This window comes from Stenotrophomonas sp. 57, assembly GCF_030291075.1.
Classification (GTDB): domain Bacteria; phylum Pseudomonadota; class Gammaproteobacteria; order Xanthomonadales; family Xanthomonadaceae; genus Stenotrophomonas.
This window is the reverse complement of the sequence record NZ_CP127407.1, coordinates 2,499,923-2,522,078: the sequence shown is the minus strand read 5'-3', so window position 1 is coordinate 2,522,078 and position 22,156 is coordinate 2,499,923. Positions and strand designations below refer to the sequence as shown.

The window sequence follows — 22,156 nt, the reverse complement described above, 5'->3', positions numbered from 1 at the left end:
GCACCTCCGTGGTGGATTCGGGTGGTCATAGCGATTTGGCCAGGCGATAGAGGAGGAAGGCGCCAAGCAGCTCCAGCCCAAGCGCGATCAGCAGGATCTTGTGACCCAGCGGATCGTGCAGCACCGGCTGGAAGAACTCAGGGCTGGAAATCGCCATCAGCACCGCGCTGGCCGGTGGCAGCAGGCCCAGCACCCAGGCGGACATGCGCGTTTCCGACGTGGTCGCGGCCAGCTCCTGCTGGGCCTGCTCCAGGTCGCGCATGAAGTCGCCCATGCGCTGCAGGATCTGATCGGAGCGTCCGCCGATGCGGACGCTGACGCCGATCACCACGGACAGTACCTTGAGCACGTCCATCCGGTAGGGCTGTGCCGCCAGGCCGAGGGCACGGTCCAGGTCCATGCCGCTGCGTGCGTAGCGCACGGTGGTGTCCAGCAGTCCACGCAGCGGCGCGCTGGTCTGCATTGATGCCACCTGGAACGCCGCCTGCAGGCTGTTGCCGAGTGCGGTCAGCCGCACCAGGTTGTCGAGGAAGTCGGGCAGCTGGTGCAGCAGCTGTGCACGCAGTTTCGTGGTGCGGCGCATGACCCACAGCCAGCAGCCCAACAGGTACAGCAGCAGGGTCAGGGGGAACATCCACGCAGTGCCGAGCCTGAGTGTCGCCACGACCGAGAGCACCAGCCCTGGCACCAGCATCATGATGGGCAGCTTCCAGCCCGTCTGCAGGCCCGCACGTTGCAGCAGGCCATCCAGCGGCAACACCCGGCGCCCGGCACTTGCCGGTCGCGCCGCGTCGTTGGCGGCGGCCACGGATGCCCCGGCCGGCGCGCCACCACTGGCACTGCCGCGCGCCAGCTGCTGCTCGGCGTGCTGCAGCGAGGCCAGGCGCTGTTCGCGGTTGCTGGCGGTGCCCCACAGCCACACCGCCAGCGCCAGCAGCACCGAAATGATGCTCAGTACACCCAGCAGCAGGCCTGTGCCCATGCTCAGAAGTCTCCGTACAACGATTCGCGCAACTGCTGGCGGAACGGTTCCAGCTTGTGCGAATGCGGATGGAAGCCCAGTCCGATCCAGCGATCGGTTTCCTTGCCGTTGCCGTCGATCTGCAGTTCGTGACGGAACATCTCCTGGGTCGTGATCAGGTTGTCGCTGACACCGGTGATTTCCGTGATCGAGACCAGCACGCGCCGGCCGCTGCCCAGCCGCGAGATCTGCACGATGAAGTCGATGGCGCTGGCGATCTGCCGGCGCAGGCTGTCCTCGCTGCCCTGGAACCCGGCGAAACCGGCCAGCATCTCGATGCGGTAGAGGCAGTCACGGGGCGAGTTGGCGTGGATGGTCGCCATCGATCCATCGTGGCCGGTGTTCATGGCCTGCAGCATCTCCAGCACTTCGGCACCACGCACCTCACCGACCACGATGCGGTCGGGGCGCATGCGCAGGCTGTTGCGGACCAGGTCGCGGATGCTCACCGCGCCATGGCCTTCTGCACCACCGATGCGGCTTTCCAGGCGGACCACGTGCGGGTGGTTGAGTGACAGCTCGGCGGTGTCTTCGACCGTGATCACGCGCTCGTTGGGCGGCACGTAGCTGGCCAGGGCGTTCAGCAGCGATGTTTTGCCCGAGCTGGTGCCGCCGGACACCAGGATGTTGCAGCGTCCCAGCACCATCGCCTTCAGCAGCGCCTGCATCGGCGCATCGAAGGTGCCCTTGGCCAGCAGCTCGTCGGGGGTGAACGGGTCCTTGCGGAACTTGCGGATGGAGACCATCGGCCCATCCACCGCCAGCGGCGAGATGATCGCGTTGAGGCGGCCGCCGTTGGGCAGGCGCGCGTCGACCATCGGATTGGAGTCATCGAGGCGGCGGCCCAACGGCGCGAGGATGCGGCGCAGGATGCGCAGCAGATGGGTGTCGTCGGTGAAACGCTGGGTGGCGCGCTTGAGCTGCCCGCCCTGCGAGACGTGCACATCCTTGAATCCGTTGATCAGGATGTCTTCGATGGTCGGGTCATGCAGCAGGTCGTCAAGCGGGCCGAAGCCGGTCAGCTCCTTGACCAGTCCTTCGGCCACCACCTGCATCTCCTCTTCGTTGATCGGGATGCGCCATTCCTGGATGAAGTCCACCGTCTGCACCTGCACCCAGCGGGCGATGGTGTCAGGCGCCCAGGAATCGATGTCGATGCGCTCGTCTTCGATGCTGTTGAGCAGGTGCTCATGCGCGGCCGACAGCACCTTCTGGTACTGCTCGGTCTGCGCGAACGGCAGGTGGCCCGGGGCACTGTCGGGCAGCGCCGGGCGGGTGGCGGCATGCGGGAACGGGGTTACCTTGTCTTCCATTGCGATCCACCCAGGGCAAGGGAGAGTCTTTCCCGCAGGCCATGGGCCTGGACCGGGACGGCAGCCGGATCCAGGCGCGACACGAGCGGGGCGAGGGCACGCAGGTAGGGGTCGCGCGGTGCGTCCTGCAGCAGCAGATGTCCCTGGCTGGCGGCCAGGCGTACGCGCGGGCGTTCGGGCAGCGTGGCCAGCAGTGGCACTTCGAATCGGCGTGCGATCTGTTCGGGGCTCATGCCGCTGCTGTCGTCGTGGCGGTTGATCACCAGCTGCAGGCGCTTCTCGCGTTCACGCTGGCCGGCCAGGTGCTTCAAGGCCTGGTCGAGCGATACCAGCGTGGCGATCGAGGGGTCCGTGACCAGCCAGATCTCGTCGGCCTGGTCCAGCAGCAGGGGCGGCAACTGCCGCAGCGGGCAGCCACCGGCATCGCACAGCACGCTGGCGAACACGCTGCGCAGGCGCTGCAGCAGTGCACCCGGGTCCGAGGGCGGCACAGCATCACTGCCGCTGGCGCGGTCGAGCAGCACCAGGCCGGTGTCATGGCGGGCCATCGCGGTGCGGGCAAGGGTGGCGTCGATGCGGCTGGCGTTGCGCAGGGCATCTTCGTAGTGGAAGCGGCTGTCCAGGTTGAGGTACAGCGCCAGGTCGCCGGACGGCTGCGCCAGTTCCATCAACAGGCCGTCCTGCTGCAGAGCCTCGCCCTGGGCCAGCGTGCGGGTCTGCTGGGCCAGTACCGAAAGATGCGCGGCAAGGGTGCTGGTGCCGACCCCGGCACGCACGCCGAGCAGGACGATCAGGCGCGCCTTGTGCGCATGCTGCGCGGTGGCGGCGGGACGCGGCGACAGGGCCCGTCGCAGCGCCGCTTCGATACCGATGTTGTCGCTGTCCAGATCCAGCACATCGCGCAGGCCGGCGCGCAGGGCGATCACCACGCCCTCGACCTGGCCGACGCTGGTGGCGCCGACCGCGACCAGGGGCAGGTCCGGCTGGGTCTGCTGCAGCTGCTGCGCCAGCAGGCCGGAGGCTGCCGCGTGTTCCGGACGGAAGTCGAGCAGCACCAGGCTCTGTGGGCCGCGCTGCAGATCCTGTGCGGAGGTCGGCATGCTGCTGTCCTGCCAGTGCAGGATGGTGGTCGGCGGCAGTTTCGCCGCCAACCGGGGCAGCAGTTCTCGATCCATTCCGTACAGGACCAGATTCATCGGCGGTCCTTGCGGATGCAGCGGCTGGGCGGTGGCGTAGGGCATGGGCGTGGTATCGCAGGCATCATGGAATCAGCGTGAGAAGCCAGGTACCGGGTCCTGGCTGATCGGGCCAAGCAGCCAGGACCCCCACTCGGGAAGGTTCGGCCTGGCCTCGCGTTCGCCGGGCAACGGCAGCTCGGTGTTGCGTGCCAGCGGCTGCACCAGCCGCGGCGTGACGATGATCACCAGCTCCTTGTCCTGTCGCTTGTAGTCGAAGTTGCGGAAGAATGAACCGATGATCGGCAGGTCGCCAAGCAGGGGGATCTTGCCGACGTTGGAGACGACATTGGAGCTGACCAGGCCACCGATCACGAAGCTCTCGCCGTCGCCCAGTTCGACCGTGGTATCGGCACGGCGCGTGGTGATCGATGGGATCTGCACGCCATTGAGGGCAATGGCGTTGCTGTAGTCCAGATCACTGGCTTCCGGTGCAACCTTCAGCGCGATGCGGTTGGGGGCCAGCACCGTCGGGGTCACCGTCAGGCCGATGCCGAACGGCTTGTAGGTGATGGTGGTGGTGCCCAGTCCCTGCGGCTCGAGGATCGGCAGTTCGCCGCCGGCCAGGAAGCTGGCGCTCTGGCCGGACAATGCGACGAGGGTGGGTTCGGCCAGCACGCGCGCCATGCCGTTGCTCTGCAGCAGGTCGACATCGGCGTTCCACAGGCCCTTGGTCGAGCCGAACACCAGCCGGAACGCTGAAGAAATGGGCGATTCGGCCTCATTGCCGGAGTTGCCTTCCTGCATGCCGGGCAGGATGCCGGTATTGCCCGGCAGCTGGCCACCCGGGCGGGCGAAGCCATAGGCGAAGTTGCCGTTGCGGTTCTGGAAGCTGATGCCGATCTGCTTCAGCGCCGTCTTGTTGAACTCGACCACCTTGACCTCGACCTGGACCACGCCGCCGCTGCTGACCGTCGACGCATCGGCCAGCAGCCCGTCCTTGCCCAGCGCCATGGCGGCGGTCTTCTGTTCCTGCATGTGCGAGAGCATGCTGTCGGTGCTTCCCTGCAACAGGCCCTGGTTGTCCTGCTGGGTGAACACCAGCCCATTCGCGCTCGCGTCTGCTGCGCCCTGCACGGCACTCTGTACGCGCACCTGCATGCGTTGCGGCTCGGGCTGCTTGCGGTGCCAGAGCAGGAGGGTGGTCGTACCCGGTGCCTTTCCGACCAGCAGCGCCTGGCGCTGCCCACGCAGCATCACGATGTCGGCGACGCCCGGATCGGCGATGGCCACCCGTTCCAGGTCGGCCGGGAGGGTCCATGGGCGCTGCTCACGCGCCTGCAGCACCAGATCGTCGGCGGCCACGCCTGTCGCCGGAGCCAGCAGCACCAGCAGCAGGGCCAGCCAGCGCTGGCGGGGGGAGGGGCGTGGACGGCGGCGGCGTTCGGTCATGGATGCACTCGATGCAGGTCAAAGGGAACCACGAGGGGCGGAGCTGTCGCCACGGATGATCTCGATGCCCGACGCACGCGGTGCGCTGCGTCGAGCCGCCGGCGCACGCGCCGGAGTCTCCGGGTTGCTGCGGGCCGGCGTGTTGCCGCGGCCGGCCAGAGCATCGCCATCGATGCCGGCGAAGGCATGGTTCTCCGGCCGCTGCAGCGCGAGCTGCTGTTCGGCGTCTAGGCCACGCAGGGGATCGATCACCCCACGCGCCTGTGGAAACAGTGCAAGGTCGGGTTGCCCCGTGTCAGCCGGGTTGCGCAGGGCCAGGAACAGCTTTCCCTGCTGCGCACCCAGCAGCAGCCGGTTGGCATCGGCCACCGGCACTGCCAGCACCGCGCTGCGTGCCGGCTGGGTGGCCTCGTTGCCCGAGGCATGGCTGCTGCCATTGCCGGTGATGTCGGCGGCGCGGGGGTCGTTGCGGGTATCGCCTTCGTTGCCGGCGATGGCATCGCCGGTGACCGGCGCGATGTCCTGTTGGCCGTAGCTGAGCACGCGCAGCCGTGACAGCAGCAGTCGGGTCTGCGCCGCCTCTGCCGGACCGCTGGCGTTGGGCTGGGCATTGCGCAGGTTGAGGAAGACATCCACGAAATCACCCGGCAGGATGCGGTTTCCGGCGCCGACCAGTTCGTCCACCGGCACGGCCAGGGCGCGCTCACCCGCACGCAGCTGCAGCGAGAAGCCTTGGGCCAGCGCGCTGCTGCTGATGGCGGTGCCTTCGGCAATGTCCTGCACCGGGACCTTGCCGACCACGGCGGAGATGCTGGTGGCGGCACCTGCCACTGGCGTGGTCCGCTGCGCCAGGCGCAAGCCGTTGGCGGTGATCGGTTCACCCGCAGGCAGGCGGGCGACAGCCTCGACCACGGTGATCGCCTGGGCTTCGCTGTGGGCGACGGGGGCGGCCGTCGCTGGCGCGGCCGGTTTGCGCCCTATCATCAGGGCGATCACGGCCAGCAGCACGGCCAGCCCGATCAGGGCGACGGCAGCGATGCGGGTCAACTTGAGCATGGAACCGTCTCCTGTACCGATCGTCAGTTGCCGCTGCCGAGGTCGAGCTGGGCGACCGCGACACTACGGATGGGAGCCTGCATCACCCACTTGTAAAGCGTGGCGGTGCCAGGCAGGAAGGGATGGCTGGCGTAGTCATAGCTGACCGTCACCGTCATGCACTGGGCCGTGGCCAGGCCGACGCAGGGAGACTGGGCAGAGACCACGATGGCGTTGCTGCCGCCGTTGCTGCAGTCCACACCCTGACCAGAGAAGTTCAACAGCCACTGCATCGAGCTGCGGGCGGCGACGCAGGCGGCGGTGCGCCGTTCATTGGCGCTGCCATAGCGCAATGAAGCGCGCGCGCCCTCGGCCGAGGCCGTCGCCAAGGTCTGTTGTGCGGCCATGATCATCACGCCGGAGAACGTGAACAACAGCAGTGGCAGCAGGCCCAGCATCAGCATCAGCGCGAATTCGATGCTGGCCACGCCCCGTTGGTGCCGTGGATTGCGGATGTTCATGCCATGCCTCCATAGACGCTTGCCAGGACCCAGCCGATGCCGGCGATGGCCAGGTAAGCGGCATAGGGGATGCCGCGCCGGCCTTGGCGGGCCGCCTGCATGTCACGCAGGGCCGGGTGCGATTGCCACAGGCTGCTGGCGCGGTTGACCTGCATCTGAAGGCCACCGGGCAGCATCACGCCCAAGCGGCGGCCAGCAATGATCAGCGCTGCGTGCAGTCCCGCCGCCAGGCTGGCCACTACCCAGATCGGCAGCAGCGCCTTCCAGCCCAGCAGCAGGCCCAGCACCGCGAAGAACTTGACGTCGCCGGCGCCCATCCAGCGGATGGCGTAGAACGGCAGCAGCGCCACCAGCCCGAGCGCCGCGCCGGCTGCGTGGGCACGCCACGGCTGGCGCGGCGCGCTGAACTGCCCCGCGATGATCAATGCGATGGCAATCACGGCCGCAGACAACAGCCAGGTATTGGGCACCCGGCGGGCATACAGATCGCTGATGGCGATCCGCAGGCACAGGCCGATGGCCAATAGTCCCAGCACAGTCATCGCACACTCCGTCGCCCGTCACTGGACGCTCTGCTGTTGCCCCGTGCAGGCCCCCCGCATTGCGACAGGGAAGTGCCTGCGTACCGGCTCAGCCGCCGGTTGCCGGCGCGGACCCGGAGGCCTTGGTGGCAAGGTCGGAGAGATTCTTGAACAGCGTTTCGAAGAACCCCTTGATCTCCTTGTTGCCAACCGCGATGAGGATGCCGGCGATGACGGCGGCCAGCAGCCCGTACTCGAGTGCGGTGACACCATCTTCTTCCTTCAGGAACTTGCGGATGGATGCGTTCATGGCCTTGTCTCCCTCTACTTGTTGCCTGCAGATGCAGGACACCTGTTGGGCGTTGGCCCGGCTCCGCCGGGATCGTCCGTGGGCCCCGCACGTCCTGGCGGGGAGGCATGACGGGTCATGACCCGCCATACTCATGCTGGGCGATCAAATCCGGGGAAAGTGCCGGCCGCAATATCGCAACCACGCGGCGTGGCGCCGGTGATCGATTCGTGCTGCGATACGGTCGTGGTCATGCGCTCCCCCAGGTGTGGCCGTTTTCGCTGGCCGGATCACCGTGTTATCGACTTTGCCTGAATGGCGGTTGGCTGCAACCGGAACCTATATGCAAATTCGGCAGAATTCGCCGAACCCTTAAGTGGTCAGGCGGTTTCTGTGACGCATGGCCGTTTGAAGGCAAAACGATTCATCGAGGTGCAGATAATGTGATGCTGCAAATGCCGCATGCGAAAGCCGTGCCACTGGCAACCACATTTTCTTCACCTGTGTATCTATTTTCTTCAGTCCAGTAAGTGGGTTTACCGTGAGGGATTATCGGGCATACTCGCTTTCAAGCTGTGGCTTTTACCAGGTCTGGTCGCGGGGCATCGGTCGCACCCAGCCGGGCGACGGCGCAGGTTTCTGGAGTGGTGTGGCCCTGTAAGGCAGTGGGGGCCACGGCATGTGGCGGATCAACGGGGGGACGACACTGTCATGGTCGATGGTGGGGTGGGAGACAGCGACGACGGCGGCCTGCGATCAATCGATCTGGCGACGCTGAGCGGCGTATTGCGCGTGTGCGATGTCGAACTGCTGCTGCTCGATGGCAATGGGCCGCGCGCGGCATTCGCTTCACGCGTGCATGAGGAGGCCTTGTTCTGCAGTATCAGCTGCGGTTTCCATTGCCGCGGCCGTTTCATGCTGCCGCCTGACTGGGCGATGCTCGGTTACCTGCACGCGACCGATGAAACGCTGAGCTGGTGCCACGGCGTGCCACTCACGCCGGGGATGGCATTGACCGTGATGCCCGAAGGCATCAGCGAGTTCACACTGAGCCCGGGTACGCACATGACCCTGATGCTGGTGCCGGTCGCGCGCGTGCAGCGCAAGCTGACCGAACTGAGCCTGCGCAGCACGCCACCTGCGGGCCAGGCGCTTTCCCTGTTCAATCTGGCGAATGATTCGGCGCCACTCGCCCAGCATTATCAGCAGCTGCACCTCCAGCTTGGGCGGGGAGCTAGTCTGCAGACTGAAGAAACCGAACAACTGCTGCATGAGCACGTGCAGGCCCTGCTCGGTGCAGGGGCTGCGGATCGTCCCGGCTGCAGCCGTGCGCGGCGCACGCATTATCTCATCGCGCAGCGGGCGGAAAACTTCATGCGGCTCAACCTGCGCCGGAACATCTACATGAACGAGATATGTGATGCCGCTGGTGTCAGCGAACGTGGCCTGCGTTATGCCTTCGAGGATCTGTTTGGAACCTCGCCCAACCGTTACCTGTCCATGCTGCGCCTGTGCGCAGCCTGCCGCAGCCTGTCGATGGCCGACTCCAGCCGTCGTTCGGTGAAGGCGATCGCCCTCAGTTGTGGCCTCTGGGACCTCTCTCGTTTCGCCGACAACTACCGCAAGGTCTTCGGCGAACTGCCCCGCGATACGCTGATGCGCGCCCCCGCGCAGATTGGGCAGCCGGCCTGAGCCAAGCGCCGCAAGGCTTCCGGTGCGGTTTCTGCCGGAATTGCCTATCCGCTTGCCGATATCGTTGCCGCTTCTGCATAGCCCGCTGCCGAATCCGGCCGTGGATTTGCCGGAATGCGCGATTGCTGTGCCGGAATGAAGTGCGCCACCGCTGCTGCGAGCGTTGAAATGTCAGTCACCTGCCAAACGGCAAGTCCACTGACATTCCAGTTGTTCGCCTACGGGGGAAGTGCTCATGAATCGCATCTACCGGCGTGTATGGAACCGCCAGCTCAATGCTCTGGTCGTGGCCTCGGAACTGGCCACCGGCGACAGCGGTGGCAGTGCCGCGCGTGATCCGCGCGCCTTCCTGCTGATGCCCACCACTCTGGCCCTGGCCCTGCTGTGCGGGCTGGCCAGCGGCCACGCAGGCGCCTCGGAATCCAATCAGTCGCTGCGGGACCTGCAGGCCCTGGCTGCGAAGTACGCGCAGCCGATGCCGGTCAAGGTCGATGCCGAGGTGGCCCTGGCCGCTGCCGCAAGCCAGGCCCAGAGCAGCCCGGCAATCAGCGCGGATGCGCGCGTCGGCCTGCAGTTGAGCACCGCGTCGTTGCCGTTGGTGCGTGACGTGCTGCCAGCTACGGTGCAGGTAAAGGTGGCCGCAAACGCGGCGCCGAAGCAGGTCGCCGTCCCAGGGCTTGCTGCCGATGTCCGCGCGAAAGCCAACATCGGCCTTGGCGGTGCGCAGGTGGCTTCAATTGATACCGGTGCAAAGGCGGCCGCCGGGATCAGCGGCGCGCCGGCAGGTGCACTGCGGGGCCTGCAGGCTTCGGTCGATGGGGCGCTGGATTCGAAGCTGAAGGTGGCAGGCCATCAGATCGACGCCCAGGGCCAGGCCAAGGCGACGGCAGCGGTCACGCTGCCCGCCAAGGAGGAGCTGCCGGGTGAAATCCATGATCGTGCGATCACGGCTGCCTTCGATACCGGGGTCGCCGGCAAGGTGCGCGTGCAGGCACCGGATGGGCAGGAGGTGGTCGCCGACCGCAACCTGAAGCTGGCAGGCCAGGCGACGATTGCGGCACAGAACAGCGCGCTGGGTGTCGGTGGCCTGGTGGGCGGGGTGGTCGGTTCTGCAGGGAACGCAGTGGGCGGTGCACTGAATGGCACGGTCGGCACGGTCGGTGGCGCAGCCGGCGGAACCCTCAATGGCGCAGTGGGTGCCGTCGGTGGCACGGTCAACAACACCGTCGCTGCGGTGGGCGGCACCGTCGGGACCATCGGTGCTGCAGTTGGTGGCGTGCTCAACGGCGCGACGGGCGTGGTTGGCGGCGCAGGCGGTGCCCTGGGTGGCACGCTCAACACGGCCGTCGGCGCAGTGGGCGGAACCGTCGGCACGGTCGGTGGCGCAGTCGGCGGAACCCTCAACGGCGCAGTGGGTGCCGTCGGTGGCACGGTCAACAACACCGTCGCTGCGGTGGGCGGCACCGTCGGGACCATCGGTGGTGCAGCTGGTGGTGTGCTCAACGGCGCGACGGGCGCAGTCGGGGGAACTCTCAATGGCGCAGTGGGTGCCGTCGGTGGCACGGTCAACAACACCGTCGCCACGGTGGGTGGCACTGTCGGGACTGTCGGTAGTGTGGTTGGTGGTGCGCTCAACGGTGCGACGGGCGCAGTCAGCGGCGTGAGCGGAGCCGTCGGCACGGTCGGTGGCGCAGTCGGCGGAACGCTCAACGGTGCAGTTGGCGCCGTGGGTGGCACGGTCGGTGCAGTAGGCGGCACCGTTGGCGGCGCGCTCAATGGCACGGTCGGCAACGTAGGGACCGCCGTGGGCGGTACGCTCAACCCTGCTGTCGGTGCGGTTGGCGGAACACTCAACGGTGCAGTTGGCGCCGCGGGTGGCGCGGTCGGTGCAGTGGGCGGCACCGTTGGCGGCGCGCTCAATGGCACGGTCGGCAACGTAGGGACCGCCGTGGGCGGTACCCTCAACAACACCGTCGGTACCGTCGGCACGGCGGTGGGCGGCCTGCTCAATGGCGGCACGGGTACCGGCACCGGCCTGGGCGGCCTGCTCGGCAACACGCTTGGCAATGTCGGCAGCGCCGTGGGCAACCTGCTCAACGGCAACCTCAATGGCACCCTTGGCAACCTGGGCACTGCGGTGGGTGGCCTGGTCAGCGGCACGCTGGGCGGCCTCGGCCTGACCAAACCGTCGGCCATTCCGCCGACCAGCCCGAAGGCGCCGGCGGCGGCTGATCCGAATGCGGGCCTGATCATCGGCACTGGCGGCCTGGTCGGCAATGTCGGCCAGCTGATCGGGCCGACCACCACCAGCCTGTTTGGTGGCGATGGCTACCTGAGCAACGGCAACCTCAAGCTCAGCAACGCCAATGTGATGCAGACCTATTCGACGGTCAACGTGCTGGGCCTTCCGGTGGTCAATCTGTCGCCGGTCGGCAGCACCCTCAATGGCCTCGGCGGCGCCGCCACCGGCGGCAGCTCGCACCTGACACTGATTGGTGGCGTCACCTCCGACAGCTACATCTACAACATCAACAACGGCAACCCGGGTGGCCTGCTGGGCCTGCTGCTGCCGAAGGATTCGCCCGCCTGGGCGGCCAAGTGCCTGGACATCGCCCTGGCCGACATCTCGTGCTGGGCGGTCAACGCCGCACAGGACTACCAGGTGCTGATGGGTGACGGCGCGTTCGCCAACGGTTCGAAGGAAGTGGTGATCGGCGCCAATGCGCGTCACGAGCTGCCGAAGGTTGACGCCAACGTCGCCTTCCCGGGTGATGGGGTCAACGACCCGAGCAACCCGACCGGTGTGCCGACCGCCGACTACGCTGCGCGCATGGGCCACTCGGTGATCGTCGGTGACAGTGCCGTGGGTACCGCCAACGGCCAGACCCTGCTGGGTGCTGAAGCCACCTCCAACCAGGCCAATTCGGTGGCCCTGGGTTACCGTTCGGCGGCACTGCGTGGCGCACAGGCCAGCTACACCGCGTACGGCCTCACTGCACCGCAGGTCTCGGCCGGTGAAGTCTCGGTGGGCACCGCCGGTGGCGGCGAGCGCCAGATCACCAACGTCGCGGCCGGCAGCGTCAACACCGATGCGGTCAACGTGGCGCAGTTGAAGGGCGCGATCAGCCTGATCAACGGCGTGGCCGATGCTGCGGTGACCTACGACCTGGATGCCGGCGGCAATCCGGATTATCGCCGCGTCACCCTCGGCGCCGGCACAGGCACCACCACCATCGGCAACCTCGCTGCCGGTGCGGTTACCGCAGGCAGCCTGGAAGCGGTCAACGGTGGGCAGCTTGCGGCGACCAACACGGCCATCGCCAGCTTCTTCGGCGGCCGCGCGGCCTTCGATCCGGCCAGCGGCGCCTTCACCGCACCGCTGTTCGAGATCAGCGCGATCTCCACCACCGGTGCCATTGCCAAGGGCCTGTACGAGAACGCCACCGATGCGTTCGCTGCGGTTGATGGCTCGCTGGTCAATCTCAACACGCAGATCACCGACATCCGCAATGGTGGAACCAAGTACCTGCGGGTGAACTCGACCGGTACCGAAGCGTTGGCGACCGGTACCGATTCGATCGCGGTCGGTACCAATGCCCGCGCCACTGCCGCCAACAGCATCGCAGTGGGCGCCGGCAGCCTTGCCGATCGTGCCAACAGTGTGTCCATCGGTGCGGCCGGTACCGAGCGCCAGGTCACCAACCTGGCCGCCGGCACCGCGGCCACCGATGCGGTCAACGTTGGCCAGCTGCAGGCATCGGAGCAGGGCGCGCTGCGCTATGACCTCAACGGCGATGGCAGCGTCAACTACGCCAGCGCCACGCTGGGCCAGAGCGGCACCGCCACCACCCTGCGCAACCTCGGCCCCGGCCAGGTCAGTGCCACCAGCAGCGAAGCGATCAACGGTGCCCAGCTGTTCGCGGCCAACCAGGCCGTGGCCACCCACCTGGGCGGTGGCGCGGCGGTCGACGCCAGCGGTGTGCTGATGGCGCCGACCTATTCGATCAACAACATCGCCGCCAACGGTACGATCACCAAGGGCAGCTACAACGACGTCGGCACTGCCTTCGACGCGGTCAGCAATTCGCTGGCCAACGTCGCCGACCAGGCCGGTGAGATCGACAAGCTGGCCGTGAAGTACGACGTCGATGGCAGTGGGAACGTGATCAACAGTGTCTCGCTGAAGGGTACCGGCACCGGTGCGGTGAAGGTGACCAACGTCGCCGCCGGCAGCATCCTGGCCGGCAGCAGCGATGCCATCACCGGCGACCAGCTGTTCAGCACGAACAGCACCGTCGCCAACTACTTCGGTGGCAGCACCGCCTACAACGGCACCACCAACCTGTGGACCGCACCGACGTTCAGCATCTCCAGCATCGCCACCGATGGCACCTTCACCAGTGGCGACTACAACAATGTCACCGCTGCATTCACTGCGGTGGACGGCTCGCTGAAGGTCCTCAACCAGCGCATCTCCAACGGCGGTGGCAGTGCCTACCTGGCGGTGAACTCGACCGCGGCGGCGGCGACTGCCGCTGGCGCCGAAGCGGTGGCGGTCGGCCCGCAGGCCAGCGCGGCCGGTGCCAACAGCGTGGCGGTCGGCAACGGCGCCAGCAGCAGTGCCGGCAACAGCGTGGCGCTGGGTGCCGGTTCGGTGGCCAGCGTCGGTGCGCAGGCAGGCTACACCGGCGCCTATGGGCAGACCGGTGCCAGCAACTCGGCAGGTGAGGTGTCGGTGGGCCGCACCGGCAGCGAGCGCAAGATCACCCATGTTGCTGATGGCTCCGACGACCACGATGCGACCAATGTCGGGCAGCTGAAGAACGGCGTGAACTACGCCATCGACCAGTCCAAGTCCTACACCGACCAGAAGATCCAGAACATCACCAATGTGGCCGGCAGCTTCCGCGCCAACAACACCAACAACCTGGCCGATCCGTCGGCAAGTGGTGCCAACTCGGCCGCCGGTGGCGCGGGTTCCGCCGCGGCGGGTGCCAACTCGACCGCGCTGGGCAATGGGTCGCAGGCACAGGCCGACAACTCGGTGGCGCTGGGTGCGGGCTCGGTGGCGAACCGTGCCAATACGGTGTCGGTGGGTGCCAGCGGTGCAGAGCGCCAGGTGGTCAACGTGGCCGATGGCACGCAAGCGACCGATGCGGTCAATGTACGGCAGCTGCAGGCGTCGCAGCAGGGCACCATCCGCTACGACACCACCACCAACGGTGCCACCAACTTCAACAGCGTCACCCTTGGCAGCACCACCAGTGGCCCGACCACGGTGCGCAACGTCGCCGCCGGCACCGCCGGTACCGACGCGGTCAACGTGGACCAGTTGAAGTCGGGCATGGCGCAGACCCTGGATTGGTCGAAGGCCTACACCGACGAGCGCATGGGTGGCTTCGAGCGCGACCTGCGCAAGACCGACAACCGTGCCTCGGCCGGTATCGCTTCGGCGATGGCCACTGCCGCGCTGCCGCAGCCCAGCGAAGCCGGCCGCAGCATGGCCTCGATCGCTGCGGGCAGCTACAACGGTGAATCCGGCGTCGCACTCGGTATCTCCGGCGTCTCCGAGGGAGGCCGCTGGATCTACAAGTTCAGCGGCTCCACCAACAGCCGTGGCGAGGCCGGCGTAGCCGTCGGTGCTGGTATCCAGTGGTGATCCCCGCCGCCGGGCCGAAGGTGCGGCCCGGCATCGCGGAAACGTCTACAGGGGGAACGACATGAAACAGCATCGCATCGCCTGCGCCGGCCAGTTGGCCGCCACGCTGGGCCTGGTTCTGGGGATGGGCCTGCTGGCCGCCTGCCGCAGTCATGCGCCGGCCGCCGAAGGACCCGCCGAAGCCACCGCCGTGCGCTTCCCGGAGGCCTCGAAGGCTTCGCTGAAGGAAGGCATCTATCCCGACGTCGCCGACCTGCGCCGCTTCGCGCCCGGGATGAGCAAGCGCCAGCTGTACACGCTGCTGGGCACGCCGCATTTCAACGAGGGCATGTGGGGCGTGCGCGAGTGGAACTACCTGTTCAACTTCCGCACCGCGCAGGGCGCGGAGTACTTCACCTGCCAGTTCCAGGTGCGTTTCGACAGCAAAGGGATCGCGCAGGCAGGCTATTGGAAGCCGGAATCGTGCGCGGCCGTGCTGGAGCCGCCGCGGCCGCCAGCTCCGCCGCCGCCGCCGCCGGCACCGCTGCCGGAACAACCGCTGCGACTGTCTGCCGATGCACTGTTCGGTTTTGACAGTGCCGTGCTCAGCGCGGAAGGCCAGCATGCGGTGCAGGGAGTGTTGGCGCAGGTGCGCGAGGCCGCGCAGGTGCAGTCGATCCGGGTGACCGGGTACACCGATCGCATCGGCAGCGCCAGTTACAACCAGGCGTTGTCGCAGCGTCGCGCCGAGGCCGTGCGGAATGCCCTGGTGCAGGGCGGGGTGCCCGCCACCGCCATCAGTGCCGAGGGGCGTGGCGCGTCCGAGCCGATCGTGCAGTGCGAGCAACGCAACCGCCGCGAGCTGATCGCCTGCCTGGCACCGAACCGGCGCGTGCAGATCGCCGGGATGGCCCAGTCGCGCTGATGTTCCTGCGCCGGGAAAGCGCCCCGGTAATCCGAGTCCCCCCTGACCGTCGGCAGGACGTGGTTACGTCTCCCCCGTCGACCATGCCTGCCGACGGCTCAGGTTTTCCATGGTGCACGCGATGAATGCCCAATTCCTGCCTCTTTCCATGAAGACGGAAGCCACACTGAGTGTGTACGGCCAGCTCGGCAACCACGCCGTGGTGCGCATTCCCGGGCGGCGCCTGCCGGGGTTGATCCTGCAGGCCGATACCGTGGCCGGGTTCCTGGCGCAGTTGCAGGAGGCCCAAGCCTGCCTGCGGAGCGGTCGCGCGCAGCGCACCGATGCCGAGCTGGATATGCTGATCGATGTGCTGCAGCAGTGGTATGCGCTGATCGAATCGCGCCTGGCCGATGCCGGCGAGGCGTTGTAGCGCCCGACACATTCTCATCCATGCCATGCGTGGATGGCCATCTGGTGCGCGGGAATCCTGTAGATCCACGCCATGCGGGCATGGTTCCGCTCATGCGCGTGCGCGGATCAACCAGCAGGCAGCATCCACGCGCACCTGATCGCCTTCGATGAACGGCGTGAATGCCGACAGCGCCCTGGACTGCAGCTGATCGGCGCGCTCGGCAGGTATCGAGCGCAGCGCCAAGCCGACGGGGCCCAGCTGGCCCACATAGGTGGGCAGCGCCTCGCGAGGAAGCGTGCAGGGCAGGTCCACCGCCATCACCTCCACCTCCTTCCAGCCCGCCGCCTGCAGCCGGCGGCGCACACGCTCGCCGTCGGCGAAGGCGAACTGCCCCGGCGCGCCGGGTATCCGGGCTGGCAGATCCAACGCAGGCCCGATCGCGCGCTCGGCGGTGGTCATGAACGGGTTTTCCTCGGCACTGCGCCAGGCGATGAAACGCAGCCCGGCACCGGGCGTGGCGGCGCGGTGCAGGTTGCTGAAGGCGGCTTGGCTGTCCTCGAAGAACATCACCCCCAGCCGTGACTGGATCCAGTCGAAGTGCGCGGAAGGCAGAGGGTGCCGTTGCGCGTCGGCGACGAAGAAGTCGGCATCGAGCCCTGCTGACTCAGCGCGCCCGCGGGCCATTGCCAGCATCGGTGCGGAAATGTCCACGCCCGTGCAATGCGCGGAAGGGCGTGCCGCCGCCGCTGCAAGGAGGCTCGCGCCCGTGCCGCACCCGATGTCGAGCAGTTGCGTGACGGTTTCTGGCAACTCGGCGACCAGCAGGTCGGCCATCGGCTGGAACAGGCCATCGAGGATGGCCTGCTGGGCGACCCAGATCTGGCCGCCGTGGCCATTCCAGAGGGTGTTCTGATCAACGGGGGATGTGCTCGCCATAGCCTTGCCTTGTCAGGAAGTGGCCCATAGGTTGCTGCTTGAAGACGACTTGAGGTCAAGCCCATGCGTGAACTGGATATCGGCGAGGTGGTGAAGCGCAGCGGGGTGCCGGCCTCGACCCTGCGCTACTACGAACAGCTGGGGCTGCTGCAGGCGCTTGGGCGCCGTGGCCTGCGCCGCCAGTACGACGAGCAGGTGCTGGAACGGTTGGCGCTGATAGGGCTTGGCCAGGCGGCGGGGTTGTCGTTGCAACAGATCGGGCTGTCGTTGCCCAGGCAGAGCTGTATCACCCTGGATCGCGAGGCGCTGCTGGCGCAGGCCGAGGTGCTGCAGCGGCAGATCACCCAGCTGCAGCGGGTACGGCGGAATCTGCAGCGGGCTGCGGCATGCCCGCAGGCAGAGGATGCCCGGAAGTGCGCTTCATTCCGCAAACTGATGCGGGCACAGCAGCGCATGGCGGGTGGGTGAGTTGCCGGAACCGCCTCAATCGCGGGTACTGACTTCCCAGGTGGCGTGCAGCACGCCCGGCACGTGCTCCATCCGCGCCAGCACCACATCCAGCTCGTCGGCACTCACGGCGGTGCTGACCAGCACCGCGATCACATCGGTGGGTGCATCGGCATGCTCGACCACCTGCACATCACCCACCGGATACTGCGCTGCTTCCAGCGCATCGACCAACCGCTCGCGAACCCGCGGCACGGCTTCGGCATCCACGCTCAGGCGCACTTCGTAGGTCGCCTCGGTGGCGGTCTCATTGATCGGAATGCGGTTGATCGCATTCACCAGCGGCCGCAGCAGGGTATTGCCGGCGATGATCAGCACCGCCAGCAGCACGCCTTCGGCCAGCATGTCCGCGCCGGTGCAGCTGCCGACCGCCGCCGAGCACCATAGGGTGGCGGCGGTGTTCAGGCCGCGCACGTTCATGCCTTCCTTCATGATCACGCCGGCGCCGAGGAAGCCGACGCCGGAGACCACGTAGGAGATCACCCGAACCGCTTCGGCGCTGCCAGCAATGCGCATGCCCAGGTCCACGAAGGCAGCGGCGCCCACCGCCACCAGCACGTTGGTGCGCAGGCCGGCGGTGCGCTGCCGGTACTGGCGCTCGGCGCCGATCAGCGTGCCCAGTACGAAAGCGGCCAGCAGGCTGACCACGGTGTCGGCGAAGGGGCCGGCCTGGAAGGTTTCAATGAAGCGCATGGCCGGAGTCTATCGCGTCGAAGTGACAGTAGATCCACGCCATGCGTGGATTTCGCGGGTGCGAGAGACGACTTGATCCCCTCCGTCCCTTTTTCCGGATCAGTCGGTGTCCTCGACCCGCTCGCCCATCAGCTCGCGCTGGCGTTTGTCCAGTTCTTCGGCGTAGCGCTTGCGCACGAAGGCTTCGGAGACGACGCCCAGCACCTGGCCGTCGGCGCTGACCACCGCCAGTTCGTCGGCCTGGGTCTGGTCGAAACGCTGCATCACGCTGACTACGTCGGAGGATGGTGCCAGCGAGACGTCGCGGTTCTCGGCCAGGTCGCCGATCAGGGTTTCCGGCTTCACGCCATCGCCGTAGACCCGTGGAATCTGCACGATGCCGGCGTAGTGGCCCTCGCTGTCGATCAGGATCACCCGGCTGCCCGAGCCCAGCGGGAAGCGTTGGCGGAAGGTGGCGGCATCGAGATCGGCCGGAGTAGTGGCCACGCCCTTGCGCATCATCCGGCCGGCGTTGAGGTTCTGCACCCAGCCCACGTCGCGGGCGCTCTTGATGGTCTCGCCACGCAGGTGCATGCGCCAGGTCGAGAACGAATAGCCGAACCACTGCCGCACCAGCGTGCTGGAGACCAGCACCGCGCTCATCACCACGCTGGTCAGCAGGAAGTCGTGGGTGCCTTCCAGCACCAGCATGGCCATGGTCATCGGTGCGCCGACCACGGCAGCGGCCAGTGCGGCCATGCCGGCCAGTGCGGCAGACGTGGCGTCGACCATCGGAACGCCGGTGGCCATGCCCAGCAGCCCGGCGAACAGCGCGCCGACCAGGGTGCCCATGAACAGCGAGGCGAAGAACAGGCCGCCGCGGAAACCGAAGCCCAGCGAAATGCCCGAGGCCAGGCACTTCAGCGTGAGCAGGCCGCCGATCCAGATCAGCGGCAGGTGGGTAGTCAGGTCCAGATGCAGCGCGCCGTGACCGGACGACAGCACCTGCGGGCTGGCCAGTGCCAGGGGAATCAGCAGCAGTCCACCCACCACGGGCCGTCCCCACGCGGGCAGGGGACTGCGCTTGACGGTGCCTTCGATCGAGGCGATCAGCCGCATGATGGCAATGCCGACCATCGCGCAGCAGCAGCCGAGCAGGCCGTAGATGGCGTAGTCGGCGGCGCGCACGTCGATGGTCGAGGCGGCAGGCAGCAGATAGGCCTCGATGCCGGCCTGGTCGGCCACGAAGGCGCCTGCCAGCGCAGCGACCGCCACCGGGGCAAGTGCAGCCGGGGTGTAGGCACCGATGACGATTTCGAACGCATAGAAGGCACCGGCCAGCGGTGCACCGAACGCGGCGGCAATGGCACCGGCAGCACCAGCGCCGACCAGGATGCGCACGTCGTTGCGACGCAGGCGCATCACCCGGCCCAGCTGCGAGCCGCTGCCGGCGCCCATCTGTGTGTATGAGGCCTCCAGCCCGACCGACGCTCCGCAGCCGTTGGACAGCAGGGTCTGGGTCAGCACGATCAGGTTGTCGCGCATCGACATGCGGCCGCCGTGCAGCGCATTGGCTTCCACCGCATCGAGCAGTGGCCGTTTCAGCCGCGTCGCCGCAAGGCTGACCAGGCCGACCAGCAGCCCGCCCAGTGGCAGCACCAGCAGCGCGGTCCATGTCAGCGAGGGCAGGGAGCTCAGCCGCATGCCGTCGTCCAGGCCGTACAACGTGCCCTGCAGCCAGCGCGCGATGCCTGACTGCAGCAGGGTCAGGTAGCCGGCGATCAGGCCAACCAGCAGCGCCAGCGCGATGAACCACAGGTCGCTGCCACGCAGGCGCAGGCGCAGGCCCTGGAAGGCCAGATGCAGGCGCGATGGCGAAACGGGCGAAGACATGGTGGCGGCATGATACGCCGCCACCGTGAGCGCCACCGTCACCGCATCGGGCGGCTACCGGCTCAGAAGCGGTAGCGGCCCTGCAGGTAGAAGGTGCGCGGCGCGGCCACCATGCGGCCAGCGTTGCCATCGACGTTGCGGGTGTACCAGCGCTTGTCGGCCAGGTTGTTCACGCCCAGCGCGATCTCGCTGTCACCCAGCCCCGGCACCTGCCAGGCCACCTGGGCATTCCACAGGCGTACGCCCGGCACGCGGCCCACGCGCGCATCGGCGCTCTCGGCCCAGGTGTTGGCGGCGTCGGAGAACTGGCCGCTCTGGTGGGTGCTGGAGACGTTGAAGGTCCAGCCGGCCAGCGCGTAGCGGGCGCCGATGCTGTCGGTGTCGCGCGAGTAGAACGGCACGTCCAGGCCGCGGTTGTCACCGGACTGCTGGATCGCCTTGGTCCAGGTGTAGTTGGCGTACAGCTCCAGCCCGGCCAGCGCGCTGTCCTCGGCGAAGTGGTACTCAAGTGCGCTCTCCACACCCTTGTGGTCGGTGGCACCAATGTTCTGGAAGGTGGGCGGGGTGATGCCCGGCACCTGCAGGATCTGGTTGTCGAAGCGCATCTTGAACACGGTCACTTCCGCGCGCAGTGCCCCATCCTGCCAGCGTGCGCCCAGCTCGGTGGTCTTCGCCACTTCCGGGTTCAGCGGGTTGCTGGCGCTCTGCGAATTGAGCTGGATGTTCTGCACCGGCCCGAACGAGGTGGTGTAGTTGCCGAACACGGTCAGCTTCGGGGTCAGCAGGTAGGCAACGTTGATCGAGGGCAGCGCCTTGTCGTTGCGGCTGCTGAAGGTGGCCGTGCCACCGGCCTGGCGGCGGTCCATGTCGATCCATTCCATGCGCACGCCCGGAGTGATGCGCCACTGGCCGATGGCGATGCGGTCGTCGATGTAGAAGGAGTGCGCATCGGTGACGTTGTCGAAGCGGGTGATGGCACTGGCCGCGCCGGTCCGGCGGGCGACGGTGTAGCTGCGGTCGTTGCCGCGCTCGCGCAGGAAGCGGTAGCCGGCGGTGATGTCATGCACCGTGCTGCCCCAGTGCAGGCGCTGGGTATAGCGCGGCTCGATGCCAAGCACGCGGTAGTCGCGCGGCTGCACGGTCAACTGGGTATTGGCGGCGTTGATCAGCGAGCTGGCACGGGTGCTCTCGTTGTAATAGGCCAGCACCTCGAACTCACTGTTGGCCGACAGGGTGTTGGTGTAGCCCAGGTCGATGCCGGTGCGATGGCCCTTCCAGAAATCGGTCGGCCGGGTGTTCTGGAACGGATCGGCCTCGTACTGGGCACGGGTCAGGCCGCCCGGCGTCAGCGAGCGCACGTCGTAGTAGGACAGCTTGGCGCGCAGCTCCTGCTGCTCGTCGATGGCGTAGGCGAACTTCAGTGCGAGATCGTTGAAGCGGTCATCGCTGCCCTGGCGCCAGCCGCGGCCATCCTGGCCGGAGTAGAGCAGGGCGGCGCCCAGACCGTTGTCGCCGGTACCGCCGAGGAAGGCGTTGTACTGGGTGCTGTCACCGCCGCCATGGTCGTAGGCGGTGTAGCGCACGCCAGCTTCGCCGTGCAGGCCGGCCCCGGTGGGAATGGCGCGGGTGCTGAAGTTGATGATGCCGCCCACGTTCTGCGGCCCGTAGCGCACCGCACCGCCGCCGCGCACCACGTCGATCGATTCGATGTTGGACAGACTGGTCGGCGCGAACGACAGCTGCGGCTGGCCATACGGCGCGACCGCCAGCGGGACGCCATCGAGCAGTACCGTCGAGCGCGGCGAGTAGCGACCGGTGAGGCCGCGCACGCCGATGTTCAGCGACACCGAACTGCCTGCGGTGCCGGAGTTGTCGGTGACCTGCACACCCGGAACACGGCGCATGGCATCGCCGATGCTGGCCGCGCCGCTGGCCTCGATGCGCTGGCGGTCGACCACCGTACGTGCGCCGGCGAAGCTCTTGACGCTGTCATGCAGGCCGGTACCCAGCCAGCTGCCGGAGACCTGGATGCTGCCCAGCGTGGTAGCGCTGTCCTGGGCGAAGGCGGTGGCGGCCGGGAGCAGGCACATGGTGAGGGCGGCGGCCAGCGGCAGGCGGGCCGGGTGCAGGGCGCGGGAGGGCATCGGTGCGGGCTGTGGAGGGTGGTAAATG

At 67.5% G+C, this 22,156-nt stretch carries 17 protein-coding genes; 5 read left to right on the top strand and 12 right to left on the bottom strand.

Going from position 1 to position 22,156, the window contains the following annotated elements; translation table 11 throughout:
- Positions 1-25: 25 nt before the first annotated feature.
- From QP512_RS11575 to QP512_RS11540, 8 genes are all read right to left on the bottom strand, one after another.
- Positions 26-982, bottom strand: a complete 957-nt coding sequence (locus QP512_RS11575) for a type II secretion system F family protein (protein WP_286068666.1) — start codon at positions 980-982, stop codon at positions 26-28.
- A gap of 2 nt (positions 983-984) precedes the next feature.
- Positions 985-2,334, bottom strand: coding sequence for a CpaF family protein (locus QP512_RS11570; RefSeq protein WP_286068665.1), 1,350 nt, complete (start codon positions 2,332-2,334; stop codon positions 985-987).
- Positions 2,319-3,575 (bottom strand): fimbrial protein, encoded by a 1,257-nt coding sequence (locus QP512_RS11565; RefSeq protein ID WP_343229537.1) that lies wholly within the window; start codon positions 3,573-3,575, stop codon positions 2,319-2,321. The genes QP512_RS11570 and QP512_RS11565 overlap by 16 nt, the downstream gene beginning before the upstream one ends.
- A 27-nt stretch (positions 3,576-3,602) precedes the next feature.
- Positions 3,603-4,961, bottom strand: coding sequence for a type II and III secretion system protein family protein (locus tag QP512_RS11560; protein ID WP_286068662.1), 1,359 nt, complete (start codon positions 4,959-4,961; stop codon positions 3,603-3,605).
- Positions 4,962-4,979: 18 nt separating this feature from the next.
- Complete coding sequence (gene cpaB / locus QP512_RS11555) at positions 4,980-6,017, bottom strand: Flp pilus assembly protein CpaB (RefSeq protein WP_286068661.1); 1,038 nt, start codon at positions 6,015-6,017, stop codon at positions 4,980-4,982.
- Between the two features lie 23 nt (positions 6,018-6,040).
- Entirely contained in the window at positions 6,041-6,517 is a 477-nt protein-coding gene (locus QP512_RS11550; RefSeq protein WP_286068659.1) for a TadE/TadG family type IV pilus assembly protein, read from the bottom strand.
- A complete protein-coding gene (locus QP512_RS11545; RefSeq protein WP_286068658.1) occupies positions 6,514-7,059 on the bottom strand; it encodes a prepilin peptidase in 546 nt (181 codons plus the stop codon). Before QP512_RS11545 ends, QP512_RS11550 begins: the two co-directional genes overlap by 4 nt.
- A gap of 88 nt (positions 7,060-7,147) precedes the next feature.
- The gene (locus QP512_RS11540) at positions 7,148-7,348 is read right to left on the bottom strand and encodes a Flp family type IVb pilin (protein ID WP_049426692.1); all 201 of its coding nucleotides are present in this window, start codon (positions 7,346-7,348) and stop codon (positions 7,148-7,150) included.
- Between the two features lie 690 nt (positions 7,349-8,038).
- Here QP512_RS11540 and QP512_RS11535 point away from each other — a divergent pair.
- The 4 genes from QP512_RS11535 (at position 8,039) to QP512_RS11520 (ending at position 15,994) form a co-directional block, all read left to right on the top strand.
- Positions 8,039-9,019, top strand: a complete 981-nt coding sequence (locus QP512_RS11535; RefSeq protein WP_343229543.1) for a helix-turn-helix domain-containing protein — start codon at positions 8,039-8,041, stop codon at positions 9,017-9,019.
- A 235-nt stretch (positions 9,020-9,254) separates the two neighbouring features.
- Positions 9,255-14,678 (top strand): ESPR-type extended signal peptide-containing protein, encoded by a 5,424-nt coding sequence (locus QP512_RS11530; RefSeq protein ID WP_286068656.1) that lies wholly within the window; start codon positions 9,255-9,257, stop codon positions 14,676-14,678.
- A 61-nt stretch (positions 14,679-14,739) separates the two neighbouring features.
- Entirely contained in the window at positions 14,740-15,582 is an 843-nt protein-coding gene (locus tag QP512_RS11525; RefSeq protein WP_286068655.1) for an OmpA family protein, read from the top strand.
- A gap of 148 nt (positions 15,583-15,730) precedes the next feature.
- On the top strand, positions 15,731-15,994 hold the full coding sequence (locus tag QP512_RS11520) for a hypothetical protein (protein WP_223224455.1): 264 nt from the start codon (positions 15,731-15,733) through the stop codon (positions 15,992-15,994).
- Between the two features lie 90 nt (positions 15,995-16,084).
- On the opposite strand, the gene QP512_RS11515 is transcribed toward QP512_RS11520, so the two are convergent.
- Complete coding sequence (locus tag QP512_RS11515) at positions 16,085-16,912, bottom strand: class I SAM-dependent methyltransferase (RefSeq protein WP_286068654.1); 828 nt, start codon at positions 16,910-16,912, stop codon at positions 16,085-16,087.
- A gap of 63 nt (positions 16,913-16,975) precedes the next feature.
- Between QP512_RS11515 and QP512_RS11510 the strand changes: the two genes are divergently transcribed.
- Entirely contained in the window at positions 16,976-17,380 is a 405-nt protein-coding gene (locus QP512_RS11510) for a MerR family transcriptional regulator (RefSeq protein WP_286068653.1), read from the top strand.
- Between the two features lie 15 nt (positions 17,381-17,395).
- On the opposite strand, the gene QP512_RS11505 is transcribed toward QP512_RS11510, so the two are convergent.
- From QP512_RS11505 to QP512_RS11495, 3 genes are all read right to left on the bottom strand, one after another.
- Positions 17,396-18,112, bottom strand: a complete 717-nt coding sequence (locus tag QP512_RS11505; RefSeq protein WP_286068652.1) for an MgtC/SapB family protein — start codon at positions 18,110-18,112, stop codon at positions 17,396-17,398.
- Between the two features lie 99 nt (positions 18,113-18,211).
- On the bottom strand, positions 18,212-19,984 hold the full coding sequence (locus QP512_RS11500) for a chloride channel protein (RefSeq protein ID WP_286068651.1): 1,773 nt from the start codon (positions 19,982-19,984) through the stop codon (positions 18,212-18,214).
- A gap of 62 nt (positions 19,985-20,046) precedes the next feature.
- On the bottom strand, positions 20,047-22,128 hold the full coding sequence (locus QP512_RS11495) for a TonB-dependent siderophore receptor (protein ID WP_286068650.1): 2,082 nt from the start codon (positions 22,126-22,128) through the stop codon (positions 20,047-20,049).
- Positions 22,129-22,156 lie beyond the last annotated feature (28 nt).